The organism is Janthinobacterium darwini (assembly GCF_051380905.1).
GTDB lineage: Bacteria > Pseudomonadota > Gammaproteobacteria > Burkholderiales > Burkholderiaceae_D > Janthinobacterium.
Genome location: NZ_JBNYXX010000003.1, coordinates 38,146 through 59,165 on the forward strand (window position 1 = coordinate 38,146; position 21,020 = coordinate 59,165).

18 protein-coding genes are annotated in these 21,020 nt (G+C 62.4%); 11 read left to right on the forward strand and 7 right to left on the reverse strand.

The window, feature by feature from the left end:
• Position 1: 1 nt before the first annotated feature.
• From ACQ4WZ_RS18610 to ACQ4WZ_RS18630, 5 genes are all read right to left on the reverse strand, one after another.
• On the reverse strand, positions 2-424 hold the full coding sequence (locus ACQ4WZ_RS18610; protein ID WP_101483997.1) for a VOC family protein: 423 nt from the start codon (positions 422-424) through the stop codon (positions 2-4).
• Positions 425-585: 161 nt separating this feature from the next.
• A complete protein-coding gene (locus ACQ4WZ_RS18615) occupies positions 586-855 on the reverse strand; it encodes a hypothetical protein (protein ID WP_101483998.1) in 270 nt (89 codons plus the stop codon).
• A 137-nt stretch (positions 856-992) separates the two neighbouring features.
• Positions 993-1,508, reverse strand: a complete 516-nt coding sequence (locus tag ACQ4WZ_RS18620) for a hypothetical protein (protein WP_436552815.1) — start codon at positions 1,506-1,508, stop codon at positions 993-995.
• A 93-nt stretch (positions 1,509-1,601) separates the two neighbouring features.
• Positions 1,602-2,279, reverse strand: coding sequence for a TetR/AcrR family transcriptional regulator (locus ACQ4WZ_RS18625; RefSeq protein ID WP_436574193.1), 678 nt, complete (start codon positions 2,277-2,279; stop codon positions 1,602-1,604).
• Positions 2,280-2,289: 10 nt separating this feature from the next.
• Complete coding sequence (locus tag ACQ4WZ_RS18630) at positions 2,290-3,693, reverse strand: aminotransferase-like domain-containing protein (RefSeq protein ID WP_436574460.1); 1,404 nt, start codon at positions 3,691-3,693, stop codon at positions 2,290-2,292.
• Positions 3,694-3,946: 253 nt separating this feature from the next.
• On the opposite strand from ACQ4WZ_RS18630, the gene aptA reads away from it, so the two are divergent.
• From aptA to ACQ4WZ_RS18665, 7 genes are all read left to right on the forward strand, one after another.
• Positions 3,947-5,263, forward strand: coding sequence for an omega-aminotransferase AptA (gene aptA / locus ACQ4WZ_RS18635; protein WP_436574194.1), 1,317 nt, complete (start codon positions 3,947-3,949; stop codon positions 5,261-5,263).
• Between the two features lie 8 nt (positions 5,264-5,271).
• Positions 5,272-6,774, forward strand: coding sequence for a CoA-acylating methylmalonate-semialdehyde dehydrogenase (locus ACQ4WZ_RS18640; protein ID WP_133994108.1), 1,503 nt, complete (start codon positions 5,272-5,274; stop codon positions 6,772-6,774).
• Positions 6,775-6,819: 45 nt separating this feature from the next.
• Entirely contained in the window at positions 6,820-8,187 is a 1,368-nt protein-coding gene (locus ACQ4WZ_RS18645; protein ID WP_436574195.1) for an NAD(P)-dependent oxidoreductase, read from the forward strand.
• A complete protein-coding gene (gene preA, locus ACQ4WZ_RS18650) occupies positions 8,187-9,467 on the forward strand; it encodes an NAD-dependent dihydropyrimidine dehydrogenase subunit PreA (protein ID WP_208327820.1) in 1,281 nt (426 codons plus the stop codon). Before ACQ4WZ_RS18645 ends, preA begins: the two co-directional genes overlap by 1 nt.
• Positions 9,468-9,590: 123 nt before the next feature.
• Entirely contained in the window at positions 9,591-11,075 is a 1,485-nt protein-coding gene (locus tag ACQ4WZ_RS18655; RefSeq protein ID WP_436574196.1) for an NCS1 family nucleobase:cation symporter-1, read from the forward strand.
• Positions 11,076-11,091: 16 nt separating this feature from the next.
• On the forward strand, positions 11,092-12,483 hold the full coding sequence (hydA, locus tag ACQ4WZ_RS18660; protein WP_436574197.1) for a dihydropyrimidinase: 1,392 nt from the start codon (positions 11,092-11,094) through the stop codon (positions 12,481-12,483).
• Between the two features lie 10 nt (positions 12,484-12,493).
• Complete coding sequence (locus ACQ4WZ_RS18665; RefSeq protein WP_133994104.1) at positions 12,494-13,729, forward strand: Zn-dependent hydrolase; 1,236 nt, start codon at positions 12,494-12,496, stop codon at positions 13,727-13,729.
• 22 nt (positions 13,730-13,751) lie between these two features.
• Here the strand turns inward: ACQ4WZ_RS18665 and ACQ4WZ_RS18670 are convergent, their stop codons facing one another.
• Both ACQ4WZ_RS18670 and ACQ4WZ_RS18675 read right to left on the reverse strand, forming a co-directional pair.
• Positions 13,752-15,506, reverse strand: a complete 1,755-nt coding sequence (locus ACQ4WZ_RS18670) for an allantoate amidohydrolase (RefSeq protein WP_436574198.1) — start codon at positions 15,504-15,506, stop codon at positions 13,752-13,754.
• Between the two features lie 73 nt (positions 15,507-15,579).
• Complete coding sequence (locus ACQ4WZ_RS18675; protein WP_034754583.1) at positions 15,580-16,518, reverse strand: LysR family transcriptional regulator; 939 nt, start codon at positions 16,516-16,518, stop codon at positions 15,580-15,582.
• 131 nt (positions 16,519-16,649) lie between these two features.
• Between ACQ4WZ_RS18675 and ACQ4WZ_RS18680 the strand changes: the two genes are divergently transcribed.
• The 4 genes from ACQ4WZ_RS18680 (at position 16,650) to ACQ4WZ_RS18695 (ending at position 20,925) form a co-directional block, all read left to right on the forward strand.
• Positions 16,650-17,882: a urate hydroxylase PuuD gene (locus ACQ4WZ_RS18680; protein WP_436574199.1), complete on the forward strand. Its 1,233-nt coding sequence runs from the start codon at positions 16,650-16,652 to the stop codon at positions 17,880-17,882.
• A complete protein-coding gene (locus tag ACQ4WZ_RS18685) occupies positions 17,879-19,114 on the forward strand; it encodes an ArgE/DapE family deacylase (RefSeq protein WP_436574200.1) in 1,236 nt (411 codons plus the stop codon). Before ACQ4WZ_RS18680 ends, ACQ4WZ_RS18685 begins: the two co-directional genes overlap by 4 nt.
• Positions 19,115-19,189: 75 nt before the next feature.
• Positions 19,190-20,116, forward strand: coding sequence for a LysR family transcriptional regulator (locus ACQ4WZ_RS18690; protein ID WP_133994096.1), 927 nt, complete (start codon positions 19,190-19,192; stop codon positions 20,114-20,116).
• Between the two features lie 134 nt (positions 20,117-20,250).
• Positions 20,251-20,925: a hypothetical protein gene (locus tag ACQ4WZ_RS18695; RefSeq protein WP_436574201.1), complete on the forward strand. Its 675-nt coding sequence runs from the start codon at positions 20,251-20,253 to the stop codon at positions 20,923-20,925.
• Positions 20,926-21,020 lie beyond the last annotated feature (95 nt).

Sequence of the window (21,020 nt, forward strand, 5' to 3'; positions counted from 1 at the left end):
CTTACCATGGATCGTAGGTGCCCAGGCTCCAGATATGGCCTTCCGGATCGCGGCAGGTAAAGCCCCGTCCGCCGTAGTCTTCATCCTTGATGTCGAGCACGATCTCGGCGCCGGCTTCGCGTGCGCTGCGGTAGACGGCATCGGCATCGCTGACGACCAGGTAGCAGTTTTGCGTGTTGGCGCCGCCGATGTCGCCAGGCAGTTTCATCAGGCGGCCATAGTCGCTGTCGAGGGCCGGTGCCACCATGACCATGCCATTGCCAAAGCTCAGTTGCGCGTGGGCGACACCACCGTTGCCGTCAGGCACGATCAATTGTTTTTCAAAACCGAGTGCGGTACACAGCCATTCGATGGCTGCGGGGGCATCGCGGTAGCGCAGGCAGGGAATGGTCGTACCTGTTGTGGCTTTTGCTGTCGTGGTCATCAGAAAACTCCTATGGCAGATGGGGAGTAGCTTCGATTATTAATCTTGCGCGGCGTTCCGTATCAGACCCCATCCATCGTGATGGGTTTGATGTCCGTCAGTGCCGCGCGCACTCATAGTGCCATAGAACAATCATTGCACTCTTGCCACGACGAAAATTTTTATTGCGGCGACTGCTGCGAGTCCGGCGTTTTCTCGTCTGCACTGGCATCGTCGCTGTTGCTTGCCCATTTCAGCAGCATGACTAGGGCAAACAGCATGATGGCAAGCGGCAAGATGGTGATCAGGAACGCCAGTCCCAGGCAGCACGCCAGCAGCATGGGCCAGGACATGGCGCGCAGGGCGGCCATGCCCTGGCGCGTGTAAGCGCACAGCTCGCTCCAGAAAGCGCTGAAGGAAGTGCTGCCCGGTACCGAATTGATGTCTTTCATGCCGTTCTCCTGTGGTTGCCGCTGCCGTATGCATGCTGGCGATGAAACCACTATAGGCAAAATCTTGCCGCCGAACATCGCGTATGCGACGAAAGGCAGGAATGGCGGAGCGAACGGTGACAGGCGAAGACAAACGGTTACTCGAAGACCTTGAGTTTCAGCTGGAAACTGAGGGCGCCATACAGGCGGTCCTTGTAGGAAGGCACGATGGCGATATTCACGCCCACGCGCTGGTATTCATAGCTGATGGTGGGGACCAGGGCCGGGAACCAGCCGCCATCGCGCATCTTCGGATAGCCGCTGAAGCCGCCAACGACGGCGCCGACGCGCAACGGGCCTACCTTGATGGGCTGGTAATACACGCCCACATAGTTCGAGTAGGCGCGGTCGCTATTGTAGAAGCGGCCAGCCGTGGCCGACGCGACCGTGGAAAAACGGTATTCGGCGCCCAGGCCCGGATTGCTGTCGTTCAGATTCTTGTCGCGCTGAAAGTGATACGAATAAAAGCCCGCGTTGAGCCAGGTTTCGCTCAGCGGCTGATTGTCTATCATGCCCACTGTCTGCGCCTGTGCCGTGGATGCCACTGCCAGCAGCGCCGCGCAGGCAGCCTTGCCCAGCAATGACGCGGTGCGCGCCGATGACCATTGTTTCATGCCTGTTCCTTATCCTGTCGATAGATGGCGTCGCTATTGCAAACGCTCCAGCGCGCCATGCTATCACTGCCAGATTGTTCGTTGGAAATTTCGTCACGTAGCGGGCGCTGCCGCTGGCAGGGCGATGGCCGCCTGCACCATGTGCGTGAGCAGGATTTCGGCATCCTCGTAATCCTTGCGCGTGAGCTGCTTGCGTTCCAGCACCAGGGTCATCTGCGCCGAAAAATCCGCATACGATTGCGTCATGGCCCAGATGGCGAACATCAGGTGGGTGGCGTTGACGGGAGCGATCCTGCCGGCGGCGATCCAGGCTTCGAAGACGGCGATATCCTTGCGCAGCAGGGGCACGACCCTGTCGCGTATCTGTGCGCCGTACAGGGGGGCGCCATTAATCACTTCGAGCGCATACACGCGCGAAGCCCATGGCTGTTCGCGCGAAAAACGCAGCTTGGCGCCGATGTACGCACGCAGCACGTCGCGTGGCTCGTCGTGTTCATTGGCCAGCGACTCCATGCGCGCCAGCCAGTCGTCGAGCACGTCGTCGAGCACGCGTTGGTAGAGCAGCTGCTTGGACGGGAAGTAATACATCAGGTTTTGCTTCGACAGGCCGGCTCGCTCGGCGATGGTGGCGATCGACGCGCCCTCATAGCCGCTTTCGGCGAACGCGCGCACGGCTTGCTCCAGGATGTCCGTTTCCAGGCGGTCGCGGTTTTGCAGGCGCCGGCCGCCGGCATTTTTCACGGAAAGGGCAGGGGATTTGTCGCTGGCCATGGCGGATTCTTTAGCGTGGGCGTATCGATTGCAGGAATGCCTGCAGCACGGGGTTGTCGGTGTAGGCCACGTTGAAGCGGAACCACACCGTCTCGGGCGCGCGCAGCATGAAAAATTCGTTCGGCGACAGCAGGATGCCAGCCTTTAATGCCATGTCGGCGATGATTTTTCCATTCCATTCCGGCGTCTGGATATCGGGCCAGCCGGCGCTGACGAACATGCCTCCACGCGGACGCGCCACTGGCGCCATGCCCGCCTGCGCCAGGCAGTCGATGCTGCGTTCCCGGGCCGCGTCGAGCTGCGCCACCAGCCGTTCCACCATGCGCTTGTAGGGCCGCGCGGAGATGGCGTGGTAGACGGCGCGCTCATTGATTTCCGATGTCGTCAGACCCGCCAGCATTTTGACGCGCACCAGTTCGGCCACCAGAGGGGGCGAGGCACAGATGGAGCCGACGCGCAGCACGGGCGACAAGGTCTTGGAAAAGCTGCCCACGCGGATCACGCGGCGCAAGCCATCCATCGCCGCCAGCGATGCTTCGCCGCGCGCCGCCAGTTCGCGGTAGATATCGTCTTCCACCAGCCAAAAATCGAATTGCTCGGCCAGCGCCAGAAGGCGGTGCGTCTGCGCCTGGCTCAGTGAGGTACCCAGCGGATTTTGCAGCACCGTGTTGACGAACATTAGCTTGGGCTGGGTGCGCGCGGCCTCGCTGGCCAGTGCATCGAGGTCGAGTCCCGCCTCGCCACGCGCTATACCGACGGGGATGCAGCCGTGGTGGCGTATCAGCGACTGCAGATTGCTGTAGCCGGGGTCTTCCACCAGCACGGTGTCGCCCGGCTTGGTCAGGCTGCGCAAGATCAAATCGAAGGCGTGCGTGGCGCCGTGCGTCAGCAGGACCTGGTCTGGCTCGACCTGGAACAGCTCTTCCGACAGGCTTGTTGCCAGGTGCTGGCGCAGCGAGGGAAAGCCCAGCGGATGGCCGTAGCCGCGCAGCCGGCTGGCGGGTATGCGCATGGCCTGGCGCACGGCATCGAGCACGGTCGCTTCGCCATACATCTCGGGCGGCAGCCAGCCCGCACCCACGGGCAGGGCATCGGACACGCCCGAATACAGGTCCGGCGTGAGGGCGTCGATGGCGGTGGGGCTGGCATGCACCGCCGCTTGCGGCGAGGCGGCGATATCGTGGCGTGCGACGAAATAGCCGGAGCCGCGCCGCGACGACAGCAAGCCCAGGTTGACCAGGCGATCATACGATTCGACGACGGTGAACGTCGACACGCCATTGCACCGGGCGAACTGGCGCACGGAGGGCATGCGCGTGCCGATGCGCAGGGCGCGGCTACCCACCATGACGCTGATGGCGATGACGATCTGTTCGACGAGGCCGCCCTTTTTCTGGCGGTCGATGTCCAGCATGGGCCAACCACTGCCTTGCTCGGGGGCATCGTCTGCGCTGTCGCTGTGCTTCACGGTGGCTCCTTATGCTGCCTTGCACAAAACTGTAATGGTTTTCCGACCTGTACGGTTGGGATACTTTGCCGTTTGTGTATCTGTGCCATTGGGAATGTCCTGACTATTATTACATCAGCTTTTTGCCAACTGGTAAATTATTTTACGCTTCGTCAAAAACGATCCTGGCGCTCTGCCAGCCCATCTCAAGGAGAAGGTCATGAACGAAACAAGGCCGGAATCGATGTCGGCATTTTGGATGCCGTTTACCAATAACCGTGATTTCAAGGCCAACCCACGCTTGCTGGTCTCGGCCGAAGGCATGTATTACAAGGATGTCGATGGCAACGCCATCCTCGATGGAACCGCCGGCCTCTGGTGCGTGCCATGCGGCCATGCGCAGCCGAAAATCGTCGGCGCCATCCGCGAAATGGTGGGCCAGCTCGACTTCGCACCCACCTTCCAGATGGGCCATCCAGCCGCCTTCGACCTGGCGGAAAAACTGATGGACTACACGGGCCACAAGTTCGGTCACGTCTTTTATACCAACTCCGGTTCCGAGGCCGTGGACACGGCGTTAAAAATCGCGCTGGCCTATCACCGGGTGCGCGGTGAGGGTGCACGTACTCGTTTGATCGGCCGCGAACGCGGTTATCACGGCGTGGGCTTCGGCGGCATTTCCGTGGGCGGCATCGGTGGCAACCGCAAGACCTTCGGCCCCTTGCTGCCCGGCGTGGACCACCTGCCGCACACGCATAACCTGGACAAGAATGCCTACACGGTGGGCGAACCCGAATACGGCACCCACCTGGCCGATGAACTGGAACGCATCGTTGCGCTGCACGACGCCTCGACGATTGCCGCCGTCATCGTCGAACCTGTGGCTGGCTCCACGGGCGTGCTGATCCCGCCGAAAGGCTATCTGAAACGCTTGCGGGAGCTGTGCACCAAGCATGGCATCCTGCTGATCTTCGATGAAGTCATCACGGGTTTCGGCCGCATGACGACGCCATTCGCCGCCGACTATTTCGACGTCGAGCCGGACCTGATGACGACGGCCAAGGGCCTGACCAATGGCATGGTGCCGATGGGCGCCGTATTCAGCAAGCAATATATCCACGATGCCTTCATGGACGCGCCACCCGGTATCGAACTGTTCCACGGCTATACGTATTCCGGTCACCCGCTGGCCTGCGCCGCCTCGCTGGCCACCCTGCAGGTGTTCGAGGAGCAGGACATCCTGGGTCACGCGAAAAGCATGCAGGCGTATTGGAGCGACGCCGTGCATTCCCTGAAGGGGCTGCCGCACGTGATCGACTTGCGCAGCATCGGCCTGATCGCCGGCATCGAACTCGCCCCCATCGCCGGCAAGCCCGGTGCGCGCGCCTTCAACGCCTTCAAGCAGGCCTTCGCCGACGGCGTGCTGATACGCACGACGGGCGACATCATCGCCCTGTCGCCGCCGCTGGTGCTGGAAAAACAGCATATCGACGAGCTATTCGGCAAGCTGGCCAAGGTATTAAAAAATCTCGATTAAGGACGGTCATGAACGATCTCGATACCATCACCCACTACATCAACGGCGCCAAAGTCGACACCCGGAGTGGCCGCTACGGCGACGTCTACAACCCCGCCCTGGGCGTACCCGTAGCCCGCGTGGCCCTGGGCACCGTGGAAGACGTCGACGCGGCCGTGCAGGCGGCGGCCGCCGCCTTTCCTTCGTGGTCCGCTACGCCGCCCCTGACGCGCGCCCGTGTCCTGTTCCGCTACCTGCAGCTGTGCCAGCAGCACACGGATGACTTTGCCGCAATGCTCACGCGCGAGCATGGCAAGACCTTTGCCGATGCGCAGGGCGAAGTGGCGCGCGGCATCGAGATGGTGGAGTTTGCCGTTGGTATTCCGCAGCTGTTGAAAGGTGAATTCACGGACCAAATTTCGCGCGGCATCGACGCCTGGTCCATGCGCCAGGCTCTGGGTGTGGTGGCCGGCATCACGCCATTCAACTTCCCCGTGATGGTGCCGATGTGGATGTTCCCCGTCGCCATCGCCTGCGGCAATACCTTCGTCTTGAAACCGTCCGAGCGCGATCCGTCGGCCTCCTTGCTGCACGCGAAATTGCTGAAAGAAGCAGGTCTGCCCGACGGCGTTTTCAACGTGGTGCAGGGAGACAAGGTGACGGTCGACGCCTTGCTCGACCACCCCGTGGTGCAGGCGATCAGCTTTGTCGGCTCGACGCCGATCGCCGAATACATTTATGCGCGTGGCAGCGCCAGCGGCAAGCGCGTGCAAGCGCTGGGGGGCGCGAAGAACCACATGGTGGTGATGCCCGACGCGGACATGGACATGACGGTCGATGCACTGATCGGCGCCGCTTACGGTTCTGCTGGCGAACGCTGCATGGCAATCTCCGTCGTCGTGGCCGTGGGCGACGCGGGCGACAAGTTGATCGACGCACTGGCAACGCGCACGGCTGCACTGAAAGTGCGCGACGGCATGGCTGATGGTGCGGAAATGGGACCGGTCGTGTCGCTGGCAGCCAAGCAGCGCATCGAAAAACTTATCGCCTCGGGCGTGGAGCAGGGCGCGACTTTGGTGGTCGATGGCCGCAACCATGTGGTGCCGGGCCGCGAGAACGGATTCTTTGTCGGCGGTACTTTATTTGACCATGTGACGCGCGACATGAGCATCTACAAGGAAGAGATTTTCGGCCCCGTGCTGTGCGTGCTGCGCTGTCCTGACGTGGTGCATGCGGTGGAGCTGATCAACGCCAACGAGTATGGCAACGGCGTGGCCATCTACACGCGCGATGGCGGCGTGGCGCGCGAATTCGTGCGTCAGATCCAGGTCGGCATGGTGGGCGTCAACATTCCCTTGCCCGTGCCGATGGCCTTCAACAGTTTTGGCGGCTGGAAGCGCAGCATGTTTGGCGACCACCATGCCTATGGTCCCGAAGGCGTGCGTTTTTATACGCGGCACAAGGCCGTGATGCAGCGCTGGCCAAACACGGCAAGCGCTGGTGTGGAATTTGCTTTTCCCCAGATGAAGTGACGGTTTTACACTAAACCCACCGCAGGATCAAAGAAGGAAAACGCGATGATCGAGTCCCTGAACTATTTGCCGCATCCCGCCCTGCCCAACGAGGAATTGGCGGGCCATTTCACGGACCTGGCGCCGCCTTTGAGCGCGCGCCAGGCAGCCATCGAAAGCGCCCGCTGCCTGTACTGCTACGATGCGCCGTGCAGCCGCATCTGTCCGTCGGAAATCGACGTGGCCAGCTTCATCCGCAACATCCACGACAAGAACATCAATGGCGCCGCCGCTGGCATTCTGAAACAGAACATCCTGGGCGGCAGCTGCGCCCGCGTCTGTCCCACGGAAATCCTGTGTGAAGACGTCTGCGTGCGCAACCACGACGCGGAAGGCCAGCCCGTCAAGATCGGCCTGTTGCAGCGCTATGCTGTCGACCACATGCATTTCACGGCGCACCCGTTCAAACGGGCGGCCGCCACGGGCAAGACGATTGCCATTGTCGGCGCTGGGCCGGCCGGGCTGTCGTGCGCGCACCGCCTGGCCATGCTGGGGCACGATGTGGTGATCTTCGAGAAGGAAGGCAAGGCAGGTGGCTTGAATGAATACGGCATCGCCAAGTACAAGCTGACGGACGATTTCGCCCAGAAAGAGGTCGAATTTTTGTTGGGCATAGGCGGCATTGAAATCCGATGTCGCCAGGTGTTGGGCGAGAACCTGCAATTGCGCGACCTGCACGCGCAGTACGATGCCGTCTTCCTTGGCCTGGGCCTGGGGGCCAGCCGCAAGCTGGGCTTGACGGGCGAGGACGCTCCCGGTTTGCTGGCTGCCGTCGACTACATCGCCGCGCTGCGCCAGGCGCACGACCTGGCCGCGCTGCCCGTGCCGAAGCGGGCCATTGTGATTGGCGCCGGCAACACGGCCATCGACATGGCCGTGCAAATTCAGCGCCTGGGCGCGGAGGAGGTCACCCTTGTGTACCGGCGCGGCTTCGACGCCATGACGGCCACTCATCACGAACAGGAGATCGCCAAGGCGAACCAGGTGCGCATGCTGACGTGGGCCCAGCCGCAGCAGGTGCTGCTCGACGCGGCTGGCCATGTGGCAGGCATGCGTTTCGAGAAAACGCGGATGCAGGGCACGCGCCTGGCGGGCACCGGCGAAACCTTCGACGTGGCGGCCGACGCCATCTTCAAGGCGATCGGCCAGAGTCTGGACACTGAAGTACTGCATGACCCGATGGCGTCTCTTTTGAAACGCGAGGGCGACAAGATCGCCGTCGATGCGGGCTTTCGCACGGTGCTGCCGGGCATCTACGCGGGCGGCGACTGCGTGGCGCCGGGGCAGGACTTGACGGTGCAAGCCGTCCAGCATGGCAAGCTGGCCGCACTGGCCATCCATTCCGATTTCCTGAATAAAGTGGAGGCTGCATAATGGCTGATCTCAGCATCGATTTTTGCGGCATCAAGGCGCCGAATCCTTTCTGGCTGGCCTCTGCGCCACCCACCGACAAGGCCTACAACGTGGTGCGCGCGTTCGAAGCGGGGTGGGGCGGCGTCGTGTGGAAAACGCTGGGTGAAGACCCGGCCGCCGTCAACGTCTCGTCGCGCTACTCCGCCCTGTACGGCAAGAACCGCGAAGTGGTGGGCTTCAATAATATCGAACTCATTACCGACCGCTCGTTGGAGATCAATCTGCGCGAAATCACGCAGGTGAAAAAGGACTGGCCCGACCGCGCCATGATCGTCTCCCTGATGCTGCCCTGCGAAGAGCACTATTGGGCCGACATTTTGCCGAAGGTGGAAGCGACAGGAGCGGACGGCATCGAACTCAATTTCGGTTGCCCGCATGGCATGCCGGAGCGGGGCATGGGGGCCGCCGTGGGCCAGGTGCCCGAGTACGTGCAGATGGTCACCGCGTGGTGCAAAAAGCACAGCCGTCTTCCCGTCATCGTCAAGCTAACGCCCAACATCACGGACGTGCGGATGCCGGCGCGCGCGGCCAAGGCGGGCGGCGCGGACGCCGTTTCGCTGATCAACACCATCAACTCGATCACCTCGCTGGACCTGGACCGCATGGTGGCCCTGCCCATTGTGGGCGGCGCCAGCACGCACGGTGGCTATTGCGGGTCTGCGGTGAAACCGATCGCCCTGAACATGGTGGCGGAAATCGCCCGTGATCCGCAGACGCGCGGCTTGCCCATTTCAGGCATCGGCGGTATCGGCAATTGGCGCGACGCGGCCGAATTCATCGCCCTGGGCGCCGGCTGCGTGCAGGTGTGCACGGCGGCCATGCTGCATGGTTTCCGCATCGTCGAAGAGATGAAGGATGGCCTGTCGCGCTGGATGGACGAGAAGGGCTACGAACGCATCAGCGATTTTTCCGGCAAGGCCGTGGCCAATACGACGGACTGGAAATACCTGGACATGAATTACCAGGTCATCGCGCATATCAACCAGGATGATTGCATCAAATGCGGCAAGTGCTACGTGGCCTGCGAAGACACCTCGCACCAGTCGATTGCGCAACTGATCGACGCTGCAGGCATGCGCACGTATGAGGTGATCAAGGAGGAATGCGTGGGCTGCAACCTGTGCGAAATCACCTGTCCGGTGCAGGGCTGCATCACGATGGTGCCGCAGGTCACGGACAAGCCGTACATGAACTGGACGCAGGACCCACGCAACCCGCATGCGTTGGTGGAGACGGCATAGGGAACGCAGCAAGGCATGTATCTTGCGTGTGTTTATTTTGTAAACGGCAGCAGTCCTTTGCGGTAAGCTAGGCTGCAGCCGTTTCTATAATACCGATCCCCTCCCAACCGATGGAGCATACCTGTGAACCACGACTATTCAGGCAACACGCAACTCTGGAATGAAGACCTTGCGCCCACCACTGCGGCGCAGCGCACCTGGCGCTGGTATCACTTCGCCGCGCTGTGGGTCGGCATGGTGATGTGCATTCCCGCCTACACCCTGTCGGCCAGTCTGATCGACAGCGGCATGTCCGGCTACCAGGCGGTGCTCACGGTATTTCTCGCCAACGCCATCGTGCTCTTGCCCATGCTCCTGATCGGGCATGCGGGCACCAAGTACGGCATTCCGTACGCAGTACTGGCGCGCGCCTCGTTTGGCACCATGGGCGCGCGGCTGCCGGCCCTGATGCGCGCCATCGTCGCCTGCGGCTGGTATGGCATCCAGACGTGGTTCGGTGGCCAGATGATTTACACCCTGATGGGCGTGCTGATGGGGCATGAACTGGGCGGCGAGAAGATCGCGGGACTTGGCATCAACGGCAGCCAGTTGCTGTGCTTCCTGGCTTTCTGGGCCATCCAGTTCTATTACATCCTGCACGGCATGGAATCGATCCGCAAGCTGGAAACCTATACGGCGCCCTTGAAAATTCTCATCTGCTTTGTGCTGCTGTACTGGGTGCACAGCAAGGCCGGCGGCGTGGCCAGCCTGCTGGACCAGCCGTCGCAATTCATCCCCGGCGGTAAGAAGGCGGGCCAGTTCTGGAGCGTTTTCTGGCCATCGTTGACAGCCATGGTGGGTTTCTGGGCGACCCTGGCACTGAATATTCCCGACTTCACGCGCTTTGCCAGGACGCAGCGCGACCAGGTGATCGGCCAGTCCATCGGCTTGCCCGTGCCCATGGGATTGCTGGCCATGCTGGCCGTGATCGTCACGGCAGGCTCCGTGGTCATGTACGGCAAGGCCATCTGGGATCCTGTCGACCTGGCCAGCCGCATGACGGGTGCCGCCGTGTTGATCGCCCTGATCATCTTGCTGATCGACACGGTCAGCGTCAACCTGGCGGCCAACCTGGTGGGGCCGGCCTACGACTTTTCCTCGCTGGCACCCAAGCAGATTTCGTACAAGATGGGCGGCTACATCACGGCCTTCATCGCCATTGTCATGATGCCGTGGAAGGTGCTCGAGTCGACGCAGGGCTATATCTTCACGTGGCTGATCGGTTACTCGGCCCTGCTGGGGCCCATCGCCGGCATCCTCATCGTCGACTACTACTTTGTGCGCAAGACGCAGCTCGACGTCAGGCAGCTGTACCGCGATGACGGCATCTACTCATATGGCAATGGCTGGAACATGGCAGCGCTGATCGCCTTTGTCATTGCCGTGCTGCCGAATATCCCCGGTTTTCTGAATGCGGCCTTTCCCACGGCGTTTCCCGGCGTGGCCGAAGGCTTTAAAGCCATCTACACCTACGCCTGGTTCGTGGGCGTGGCCATCGCCGCCGTCGTCTACGGCGTCATGATGAAGGGCAAGGCCGTGGCGCACGTGCAGCAGGCGCCGCAGTCGTAAACACAAAGGAGACAAGATGACTACACTGATACGTGGCGGTACTGTCGTCAACGCCGACCGCGCCTTCCGCGCCGATGTGCTGATCGAGGGTGACATGATCGCCGCCGTCGGCGAGAACTTGCCGGTGCCGGTCGGCGCCACCGTGATCGATGCGGGCGGCCTGTACGTGATGCCGGGCGGGATAGACACCCACACGCACATGAATTTGCCATTCATGGGCACCGTGACGTCGGACGATTTTTTCACGGGCACCGCTGCGGGACTTGCAGGCGGCACCACCACCATCATGGATTTCGTCATTCCCGCCCCCAAGCAATCCTTGCTCGAGGCCTATCATCAGTGGCGCGAGTGGTCGTCCAAGGCGGCCGGCGACTACACCTTCCACGTGGCGATCACATGGTGGAGCGAGCAGGTACATGAAGAGATGGGCACCCTCGTGCGCGAGCATGGCGTGAACAGTTTCAAGCATTTCATGGCCTATAAAAACGCCATCATGGCCGACGATGAAACCCTGGTAAATAGTTTTACCCGCTCGCTGGAACTTGGGGCTTTGCCGACTGTGCATGCGGAAAACGGTGAGCTGGTATTCCAGTTGCAGCAGGCGCTGCTCAAGAAGGGCATCACGGGGCCGCAGGCGCATCCCCTGTCCCGCCCTCCTGCCGTGGAGGCAGAGGCGGCCAACCGCGCCATTGCCATCGCCAATGTTCTTAATACCCCCGTGTACATCGTGCACGTCTCGTGCGCCGAGTCGCTCGACGCCATCACGCGGGCGCGCGCCAATGGCCAGCGCGTGTATGGTGAAGCGCTGGCTGGCCATTTGGTGATCGACGATAGCGTCTACCAGAGTGATGATTTCGACTACGTGGCGGGCCACGTCATGAGCCCGCCGTTTCGCGGCAAGCACCATCAGGCGGCCCTGTGGCACGGCCTGCAAAGCGGCAACCTGCACACGACGGCCACCGACCATTGTACCTTTTGCGCCGAGCAGAAGGCGGCCGGCAAGGACGACTTCACGCGCATCCCGAACGGCTGCGGCGGCGTCGAGGAGCGCATGGCCGTCGTGTGGGATGCTGGCGTCAATTCCGGCATGCTTACGCCCTCCGAATTCGTCAAGGTATCATCGACCAATGCGGCGCAAATCTTCAATATGTATCCGCGCAAGGGTGTCATCGCCGCAGGCAGCGACGCCGACATCGTGCTGTGGGATCCGCAGGGCACGCGCACCATTTCCGCCGCCACGCAGTTTGCCAGGGGAGGCTTCAATGTCTTCGAAGGGCGCACCGTGCGCGGCATCCCCAGCACCACGATTGCCGCCGGCAAGGTGGTGTTCCACAAGGGCGAGCTGATGGCCGTCGAAGGGGCCGGACGCTATATCGAACGGCCCGCGTTTTCCGCCACCACCGCATAAGGAGTTGACGATGGATGAATTGCGTATCAATGGCGAGCGCCTGTGGGCGGCCCTGATGGAACTGGCGCAGATCGGCGCGACAGTAAAGGGCGGCGTCAAGCGCCTGGCCCTGACGGACCTGGATAAACAGGGGCGCGACCTGGTGGTGCGCTGGGGCACGGAGGCGGGCATGAGCATTACCATCGACCAGATCGGCAATGTTTTCATGCGCCGCGACGGCACCGATAATAGCTTGCCGCCCGTGATGACGGGCAGCCATATCGACACGCAACCCACGGGCGGCAAGTTCGATGGCAATTACGGCGTGCTGGCCGGCCTGGAAGTGGTGCGCACCCTGAACGATTTACAGATCAAGACGCTGGCACCCATCGAGGTGGCGTTCTGGACCAACGAAGAAGGCTCGCGCTTCGTGCCCGTGATGATGGGTTCCGGCGTCTTTTGCGGCGCCTTCTCGCTCGAAACCGCCTACGCGGCGAAAGACACGGAAGGGAAAACGGTGGGCGAGGAGTTGGCGCGCATCGGATACAAGGGCGAGCAGGTGCCGGGCGACCACCCCATCGGCGCCTATTTTGAAACGCATATCGAGCAGGGCCCCGTGCTGGAGGACGCCGATAAAGTCATCGGCGTAGTGCCTGCCGTGATGGGGCTGTCGTGGTACGACTGCGTGGTGACGGGCATGGAAGCGCATGCGGGACCCACGCCCATGGGCCTGCGCAAGGATGCGCTGCAGGTGGCCACCAGCATCATGCAGGAAGTCGTCGCCATCGCCAACCGCTACCCGCCGTATGGGCGCGGCACGGTGGGCATGGTGCAGGTCTTCCCTAACAGCCGCAACGTGATTCCCGGCGAAGTCAAGTTCAGCATCGACCTGCGCAATGTGAACGACGAACTGCTCAACACCATGCATGGCGAAATCACGGCTTTCATCGACGCTACGCGCACCGGTACGGGACTGGATATATCTCTTGAACGGGTTTCCTATTATCCGCCATGCCCGTTCCACCCCGACTGCGTGGGCGCCGTGCGCAATGCCACCGCAAAGCTCGGTTATTCCGTGATGGACGTGGTGTCGGGCGCCGGTCACGACGCCATCTACGCGGCCAGGCTGGCGCCGGCCGGCATGATTTTCGTGCCGTGCAAGGACGGCATCAGCCACAATGAAATCGAGGATGCCAAGCCCGAGCACCTGGAAGCGGGCTGCAATGTGCTGCTGCACGCAATGCTGGAGCGGGCCGTGGCCGTATAGGTCACCGGCCCACGTCCGCCACTCAGGGCTTGGGCTGGAAGTTGCGCAAAAACGCCAGCAGCGCCCGCGCCGCGATGTCGGCGTCGTCCGCCGTCATGGTTTCCAGCGGATTGTGGCTGATGCCGCCATTGCCGCAGCGGGTAAACAGCATGGCCACGTCGGTGATGGCGGCCATGGCCATGGCGTCGTGGCCGGCGCCAGACAGCAACGTGTATGGTTCGATGCCGACCGATTCCACGGCCTGCGCCAGCTGCGCCATCAGCCACGGCGCACACGGCGCTGCACGCGCCGACAGCAGCAGTTCCAGCTGGTAGTCAATCTGGCGCCGCGCGCAGATGGCGGCGATGCCGTCGAGAATATCGTCGACGGCCGCCTGGCGCACGGTATCGACGGCGGCGCGGATGTCGAGCGACAGGGTGCAGGCGCCTGCGATCACGTTGACGGAGCCGTTGGGCACCTGCAGCTGGCCCACCGTGCCCACCAGCGCCTCGCCCTGGCTGCAGCGTTGTTCGACCAGCAAGATGATTTCGGCGGCCGCGCTGGCCGCATCCTTGCGCATGGTCATGGGCGTGGTGCCCGCATGGCTGGCCACGCCGCCAAGATTGACCAGGTAACGCGAACTGCCGGCAATTGCCGTGACGATGCCCAGTGGCAGGTCGCGCTCCAGCAGCACGGGCCCCTGCTCAATATGCACTTCCACATAGCCGAGCAAATTGGCGGGATCGCGTGCGATGGTGCCGATGGCGGCCGCTTCATGGCCGGCGGCGGCCAGCGCCTCGCGCATGCTCACGCCATCTGCGTCAAGCTGTTCCAGCAGAGACAAGTCGAACTTGCCCGTGATGGCCGTGCTGCCCAGGAATGTGCTCTTGAAGCGCACGCCTTCCTCTTCGGCGAAGCCGACGATCTCGACGTGGAAGGGCAGCTTTTCACCCCGCTCATGCAGATGGCGCACGACGGCGATCGGCAGTACGATGCCCAGCCGGCCATCGTACTTGCCGCCGTTGCGCACAGTGTCGTAATGCGATCCCGTCATCAGCGTTTTCGCGCCAGGCGCGTCCGACAGATAGCGCCCGACGACATTGCCGACGGCGTCGATCTGCACCTGCATGCCCGCCTCCCGCATCCAGTCGGCCAGTTGCGCGGCCGTCTTCCGGTGCGCTGGCGTCAGGTAGGCGCAGGTGAGGTTGTAATCGCTGTCGCTCCAGCCGGCCAGCGTTTCCGCCTGCTGCATGATGGCCGGGCCGAAGTCCAGCCGCACGTCGAACAGGTCGTTCAGGCGCAGTTCGGCGATGCGCTTGATCTGCCGCAGCGATTCGGCCAGTTCATCGGCAGGCCGGTTTTTCAGGCGCCGCGCAAACGTGGCGATGATGTCCTGGCGCGTCAATCCTTCGCCCGTCGGGCCCTTGACGGCCAGGATGAAGGGAAAGCCGAACTTGGCGTTGTATTCGCTGTTGAGGCGCTGCAGGGTGGAAAATTCCTCGGGACTGCACAGGTTCAAGCCGGACTTGGCTTGCTCGCGCGTCGACTCCGCCGTCAGTTGCCCCGCGATGGCGGCCTTGCCTGCCAGCTCGGGATGGGCGCGGATCAGCCCCAGCTGCTCATCGGGAGAGGCCAGGGCCAGCACGCGCTGCAGCTCCATCTTGAGGGCCGTCAGGCTGGCAAACGGCCTGGCCGCTGCCGCGCGCTGGGGTATCCAGGGCGAATGTTCGTAGATGCCATGCAGTTGCGCAATAAAGTCGGCCTGGCTGCTGGTGTTCAGGTCTGAAAGGGTGGTCATGGTTTTCCGATCATGCAAGCGGTGATGATAGCGCCCTGTCCTGGCGTCCATTATATGCGCGCGCTGATAGCTGCTATCGCTGCACCAGCGCCTTGGCGGCCGCGCTGACCTGGTCGCGCAGCCATTTATGCTCGGGTGCCTGGTGCACGCGCTGGTGCCACAGCTGGTAAAAGCGCATGGGCGGGAATTTCAATGGCACGGTATACGTTTTCAGCGGCAGGGTCTTTTCATAGAAGCGCATGAATTGCCGGCCCGTGGTGAGCACCAGATCCGTCTGCGTCAGCATGTAGGGGATCAGGCCGAAATACGCCGATTCCACCACCACGTTGCGCTGCAGGTTTTGCCGTTCGAGGAAGGAATCGATCACGCCGTGGTAGCCGGGCATCATCTGCGACGGCGCCACGTGGGGCAGGCTCAGATAATCGTCCAGGGTCATGGCGTCGCTGGCCGTGCGCCGCGCATAGGCGTTTTCCGCATGCATGGCGCAGATGATGGGGTCTTCGAACAGCTTCGAGATATGCAGGTGGGCGGGCGGCTCGTCCCAGTTGGCGATGACCAGGTCCAGGCCACCGTCGGAGAGTTGGCGGATATGGTCGATGCCCGGTCCCAGGCTATGCAGCACCACGCGGCTTTTCGGCGAGCCGCGGCGCAGCAGGGCCACCACGTTAGGCAGGAACTGGCTGTCCAGGTAGTCGGGCGCGGCGATATGGAAGGTGCGCGCCTCTTCCTGCGCCACGAATGGCGTCTTCTTGACGAACAGGCTCTCCGTCTGGTCGAGGATGCGCTTGGCCGGATTGAGCAGACTTTCTCCATGCTGGGTGGGCACCATGCCGCGCGCGCCGCGCACGAGCAGCGGGTCGCCCGTCAGTTCGCGCAGCTTGCGCAAGGAGGCGGAGATCGAGGGCTGCGGCTGATTGAGTTTCAGCGCCACGCGCGAGACATTCTTTTCCACCAGCAGCAGGTAGAGGATGCGGATCAAGTGCAGGTCGAGGTGTTGCGGCAGGCTGGACATGTGGCGGCGGCTCTGTTGTATATCGATTTGAATATGTCAAATATACGATATTTTTCATGTGAAGGGCGGTAAATCCGTTTATCTTGTGTAGATTGGCACGAATATGGCTTCGGTCTGACTAGAGGAAATTTATGGAAGTATTTGCCTACCTGATTCCGTACGGCCTTGAGTGGCTGAACCTGATCGTCCGCTGGCTGCACGTCATCACGGGCATCGCCTGGATCGGTGCTTCCTTTTATTTTGTTTGGCTCGACAATTCGATCCGTCCGCCCGCGCCTGGCTCCGAGCTGGCGAAGAAGGGCGTGTCGGGAGAGTTGTGGGCCGTGCATGGCGGCGGCTTCTACAACCCGCAAAAATACATGGTGGCGCCCGCCGAACTGCCAAAGGAACTGCACTGGTTCAAGTGGGAAGCGTATTCGACCTGGCTGTCCGGTTTTGCGCTGCTGACGATTGCCTACTACTTCAATGCGCAGGCCATGATGATCGACAAATCCGTGGCCGATATTTCCAGCGGCCAGGCTGTCGGCATCGGCATCGCCACCCTCGTCATCGGCTGGACCGTGTACGACCTGCTGTGCCGGTCCAAGCTGGCGCAATATGAACTGTGGTTTGGCGTGACGGTGTTCGCGCTGATCGTCGGTGCCGCGTATGTGCTCACGCACTTGCTCAGCGGGCGCGCCGCCTACATCCACGTGGGCGCCATGATCGGCACCATCATGGTGGCCAATGTGCTGATGCTGATCATTCCCGGCCAGCGCAAGATGGTCGAAGCCATGGCGGCCGGCAAGCTGCCCGACCCCAAGCACGGCATGAAAGCCAAGCAGCGCAGCGTGCATAACAATTATTTTACGTTGCCGGTGCTGTTCATCATGATCAGCAACCACTATGCGATGACCTACCGGAACGATCACGCCTGGCTGGTGCTGGCGCTGATCATGGCGGCCGGCGTCTTCATCCGCCACTTCTTCAATCTGCGCCACAAGGGCCGTGTCGAGTGGCGTTATCCGGCCATCGGCGTGGCCCTGCTGATGGCAGTGGCCGTGTCCATTGCGCCGAAAGCGCCCGTGGCCGTGGCGGCCGCGCCGGCGGTGGACCCGGCCGCGCAGTTCAAGAGCGTGCATGCCATCATCGCCCAGCGCTGCGCCACCTGCCATTCGGCCCAGCCCACGCAGCCGGGCTTCGCCACGGCGCCGGCCGGCATGATGCTGGATAATGAAAGGGAAATTCGCCAGCACGCGGCGCAAATTTACAAGCAGGCCATCGAGCTTAAAGCCATGCCGATCGGCAACCTGACCAACATGACGGAGGCCGAGCGCAGTGAACTGGGCGCCTGGCTGCAACAGACCATGCAAGGAGCAAAATGACAACGCAAGCGGAACGAATCACGGCCTGGATCGACGATCACTTCGACGAAGAAGTCGCATTTCTACAGCAGGTGGTGCAGCAGCCGACGGATACGCCGCCCGGCAACAACGCACCGCATGCGGAACTGGTAGCGCAACTGCTGCAGGCATATGGCTGGCAGGCGGAAAAACATGCCGTGCCAGCGGACCAGGTGGCGGCGTATGGCATGCAGAGCATCACCAACCTGATCGTGCGCCGGCCGTATGCGGCGGGCGGGCCGACGGTGGCGCTGAATGCGCATGGCGATGTGGTACCGCCCGGCGACAACTGGACCTATCCGCCGTATGGCGGCCAGATCGACGACGGCTATATCTACGGCCGCGCGACGGCCGTCTCGAAGGGCGACTTCGCCACCTATGTGTTTGCCGCGCGCGCGCTCGAAGCGCTGGGCGTTCCACTAAAGGGCCAACTGGAACTTCACTTCACCTATGACGAGGAATTCGGCGGTTTGCTGGGGCCGGGATGGCTGCTGGAACAGCAACTGACGAAGCCCGATTTCGTCATTGCCGCCGGTTTCAGCTACGGCATCGTCACCGCGCACAACGCCTGCCTGCAGCTGGAAATCACCGTGCACGGCAAGTCTGGTCACGGCTCCATGCCGGAGACGGGACATGACGCGCTGCAGGCGGCCAACAAGATCCTCAACGCCATCTATGGCCAGTTGCCGGAGCTGAAAAAGATCAAGTCCAAAGTGGCAGGCATCGATTCGCCGACCATGCTGGTGGGACGCATTGACGGCGGCACGAATACCAATGTGGTGCCGGGCAAGGTCGTCATGAAGATGGACCGTCGCATGATTCCGGAAGAAGATCCGGTGGCGGTAGAAGCGCAGGTGCGCGCGCTGATCGAAGACGCCGTGCGCGGCGAAGCGGGCATCCGCATCGAGATCCGCCGCCTGCTGCTGTCGCATGCGCTGCGGCCCTTGCCCGGCTCCGAGCAACTGGTCGAGAGCCTGCAAAAGAATGCGCAATCTATCCTGGGCGAAACCATCCCCGCCGTCGGCACGCCGCTGTATGCGGATGCGCGCCTGTACGGCGAACGGGGCATCCCCGCCGTACTGTATGGCGCTGGCCCGCGCACAGTGCCCGAGTCGAACGCAAAGAAGGCCGATGAGCGCCTGGCGCTGGACGATTTGCGCAAGGCCAGCAAGATCGTCGCCCTGACCCTGCTTGACTTCCTGGGCGAAAAATAGGGCAGGGCGCTTTGGCTTACAATGGGGCGAACACTCAAACTGTGAAGAATAGCCCCCATTGATTGAAGAGCCAAATTGAATACCCGTTTTCTCGAAGCGTTTGTCTGGGCTGCGCGGCTGGGCAGCTTTCGCACGGCGGCCGACAAGCTGCACATCACGCAGGCGGCCATTTCGAACCGCATCGCCTCGCTGGAGCAGGACTTCGGCACGCGCTTGTTCGACCGCGACGCGCGTGAAATCCGCCTGACTTTCGCCGGGCGCAACCTGCTTGTGTATGCCGAGCGCATGCTGGAACTGTGCCGCGACATGTATGCGGCCAATTCCTCGCCCGCGCAGATCACGGGTGAAGTACGCATCGGCGTCATTGAAACCATCGTGCATACCTGGCTGATTCCCTTCCTGCAGCGGGTGCAGGAACGCTATCCCGGCATCGAGATTCAATTGACCTCCGAATCGACGCGCCGCCTGCACGAACAGCTGCAGCAGGGCGAGCTCGATATCGCGCTGCAGACGGACATGCTGACGGGCGACCATATCCGCAGCACGGGTAGCGGCGCCATCGCCATGGGCTGGGCTGGCAGGGCAGCCGATTGGCCCGATACGGGTGCGCCGTTCACGGTGGCGCAACTGGCGCAGCACCCCATCATCACTATGAACCGTGGCTCGCAGCCGCATTCCGCATTGAAGGCGCTGTGCCAGGACGAGGGCGTGCAGCTGGGGCGGGTGCATTGTGTCAGCTCGATTTCCGCCATCGTGCGCCTGGTAAAGGCCGGTTTCGGTATCGCCGTGCTGCCCCTGGCGCCCCTGCGCGAGGAAATTGAGCAGGGCAACATCGCCCTGATTCCCTGCGTGAGCAGCCTGGCGCCGCAGCGCATTGTCATCAGCTACAGCGAAGACATCACCACGGAGGCGATCCAGCTGGTGGCCATGCTGGCGTGCGAGGAGGCGGCCAGGTTCACCCTGGCGCTGGGCGAGGAGTATGGCGCCGGGACGCGGGCGTGACAATTAAGTTGCCGTTATCACCGCGACCCACAAGAAAAACTTATCAGTCGCGTTCAGAATAACCCGTTTGCCAAGTGATGGCGCGCCACCTATTCTGGGTTGGCACTCCTCTTACAACGCAGAACGGAACCATCATGACGACGTCCACCACCACCTTGCCAGGCATCCTGTTCGTCTGGACCAGCGCAGACCCGGAACACGAACTCGATTTCAACCGCTGGTACGACCGCGAGCACGTGGAAGAGCGCGTGCGCATTCCCGGCTTCGTCAGCGGCACGCGCTACCAGAGTGTGCGCGGGCCCCGCAAATACCTGGGCCTGTACCGCACTGTGTCGCTAGCCGCTTTCCAGACAGCCGACTACTTCAAGGCCTTTGGCCAGCAGACCCCATGGTCGGTGGCGAATCTGCAGCGCATGGTGGATCCGATGCGCCGCGTCTGCGCCATCGAGGCGGAAACGGGCATGGGCACGGGCGCCTGGCTGGCCGTGCTGCGCCTGGGGGCGCCAGCCATCGGCCAGGACGCGCAAGCCGTGGCGGGCATGGCGGCGCTGGGCGCGACATTGCTGCAGATCGATGGCGTCATTGCCACCCGCTTGCTGACGCCCGACGTCGATCTGTCCGGTCCCCTGCCAGCGGAACGGAAGGAAGGCCGCGTGCTCGATCCGATCTTGCTGATCGATGCATCTTCCGAAAGCGCCGCCATGGCGGCGGCCAATGCAGCCAGTGCGGCGCTGGGCCTCGACGGGGAAGATGCGGCCATCCTGCAGCTGTCCTGGCAGTTGCGCGAGGCCGATTTGCACGCCGCCTGACGCGCAAGCGCGCATCTTGCCGGCACTGATAACACGAGACACGGGCCACGGCGCAGGGCAAAGCATCCTGCACCGGGCCTGCAATAAAACTGACG

Bases quoted from the DNA above. Each gene is read 5' to 3' on its own strand.
- ACQ4WZ_RS18630 (WP_436574460.1), bottom strand. From the start codon at position 3,693: ATGCTGGACATCGACCGCCAGAAAAAGGGCGGCCTCGTCGAACAGATC.
- ACQ4WZ_RS18640 (WP_133994108.1), top strand. From the start codon at position 5,272: ATGAACGATCTCGATACCATCACCCACTACATCAACGGCGCCAAAGTC.
- ACQ4WZ_RS18665 (WP_133994104.1), top strand. From the start codon at position 12,494: ATGGATGAATTGCGTATCAATGGCGAGCGCCTGTGGGCGGCCCTGATG.
- ACQ4WZ_RS18625 (WP_436574193.1), bottom strand. From the start codon at position 2,279: ATGGCCAGCGACAAATCCCCTGCCCTTTCCGTGAAAAATGCCGGCGGC.
- ACQ4WZ_RS18695 (WP_436574201.1), top strand. From the start codon at position 20,251: ATGACGACGTCCACCACCACCTTGCCAGGCATCCTGTTCGTCTGGACC.
- ACQ4WZ_RS18675 (WP_034754583.1), bottom strand. From the start codon at position 16,518: ATGTCCAGCCTGCCGCAACACCTCGACCTGCACTTGATCCGCATCCTC.
- preA (WP_208327820.1), top strand. From the start codon at position 8,187: ATGGCTGATCTCAGCATCGATTTTTGCGGCATCAAGGCGCCGAATCCT.
- ACQ4WZ_RS18670 (WP_436574198.1), bottom strand. From the start codon at position 15,506: ATGACCACCCTTTCAGACCTGAACACCAGCAGCCAGGCCGACTTTATT.
- ACQ4WZ_RS18620 (WP_436552815.1), bottom strand. From the start codon at position 1,508: ATGAAACAATGGTCATCGGCGCGCACCGCGTCATTGCTGGGCAAGGCT.
- ACQ4WZ_RS18685 (WP_436574200.1), top strand. From the start codon at position 17,879: ATGACAACGCAAGCGGAACGAATCACGGCCTGGATCGACGATCACTTC.
- ACQ4WZ_RS18610 (WP_101483997.1), bottom strand. From the start codon at position 424: ATGACCACGACAGCAAAAGCCACAACAGGTACGACCATTCCCTGCCTG.
- aptA (WP_436574194.1), top strand. From the start codon at position 3,947: ATGAACGAAACAAGGCCGGAATCGATGTCGGCATTTTGGATGCCGTTT.
- hydA (WP_436574197.1), top strand. From the start codon at position 11,092: ATGACTACACTGATACGTGGCGGTACTGTCGTCAACGCCGACCGCGCC.
- ACQ4WZ_RS18680 (WP_436574199.1), top strand. From the start codon at position 16,650: ATGGAAGTATTTGCCTACCTGATTCCGTACGGCCTTGAGTGGCTGAAC.
- ACQ4WZ_RS18645 (WP_436574195.1), top strand. From the start codon at position 6,820: ATGATCGAGTCCCTGAACTATTTGCCGCATCCCGCCCTGCCCAACGAG.
- ACQ4WZ_RS18615 (WP_101483998.1), bottom strand. From the start codon at position 855: ATGAAAGACATCAATTCGGTACCGGGCAGCACTTCCTTCAGCGCTTTC.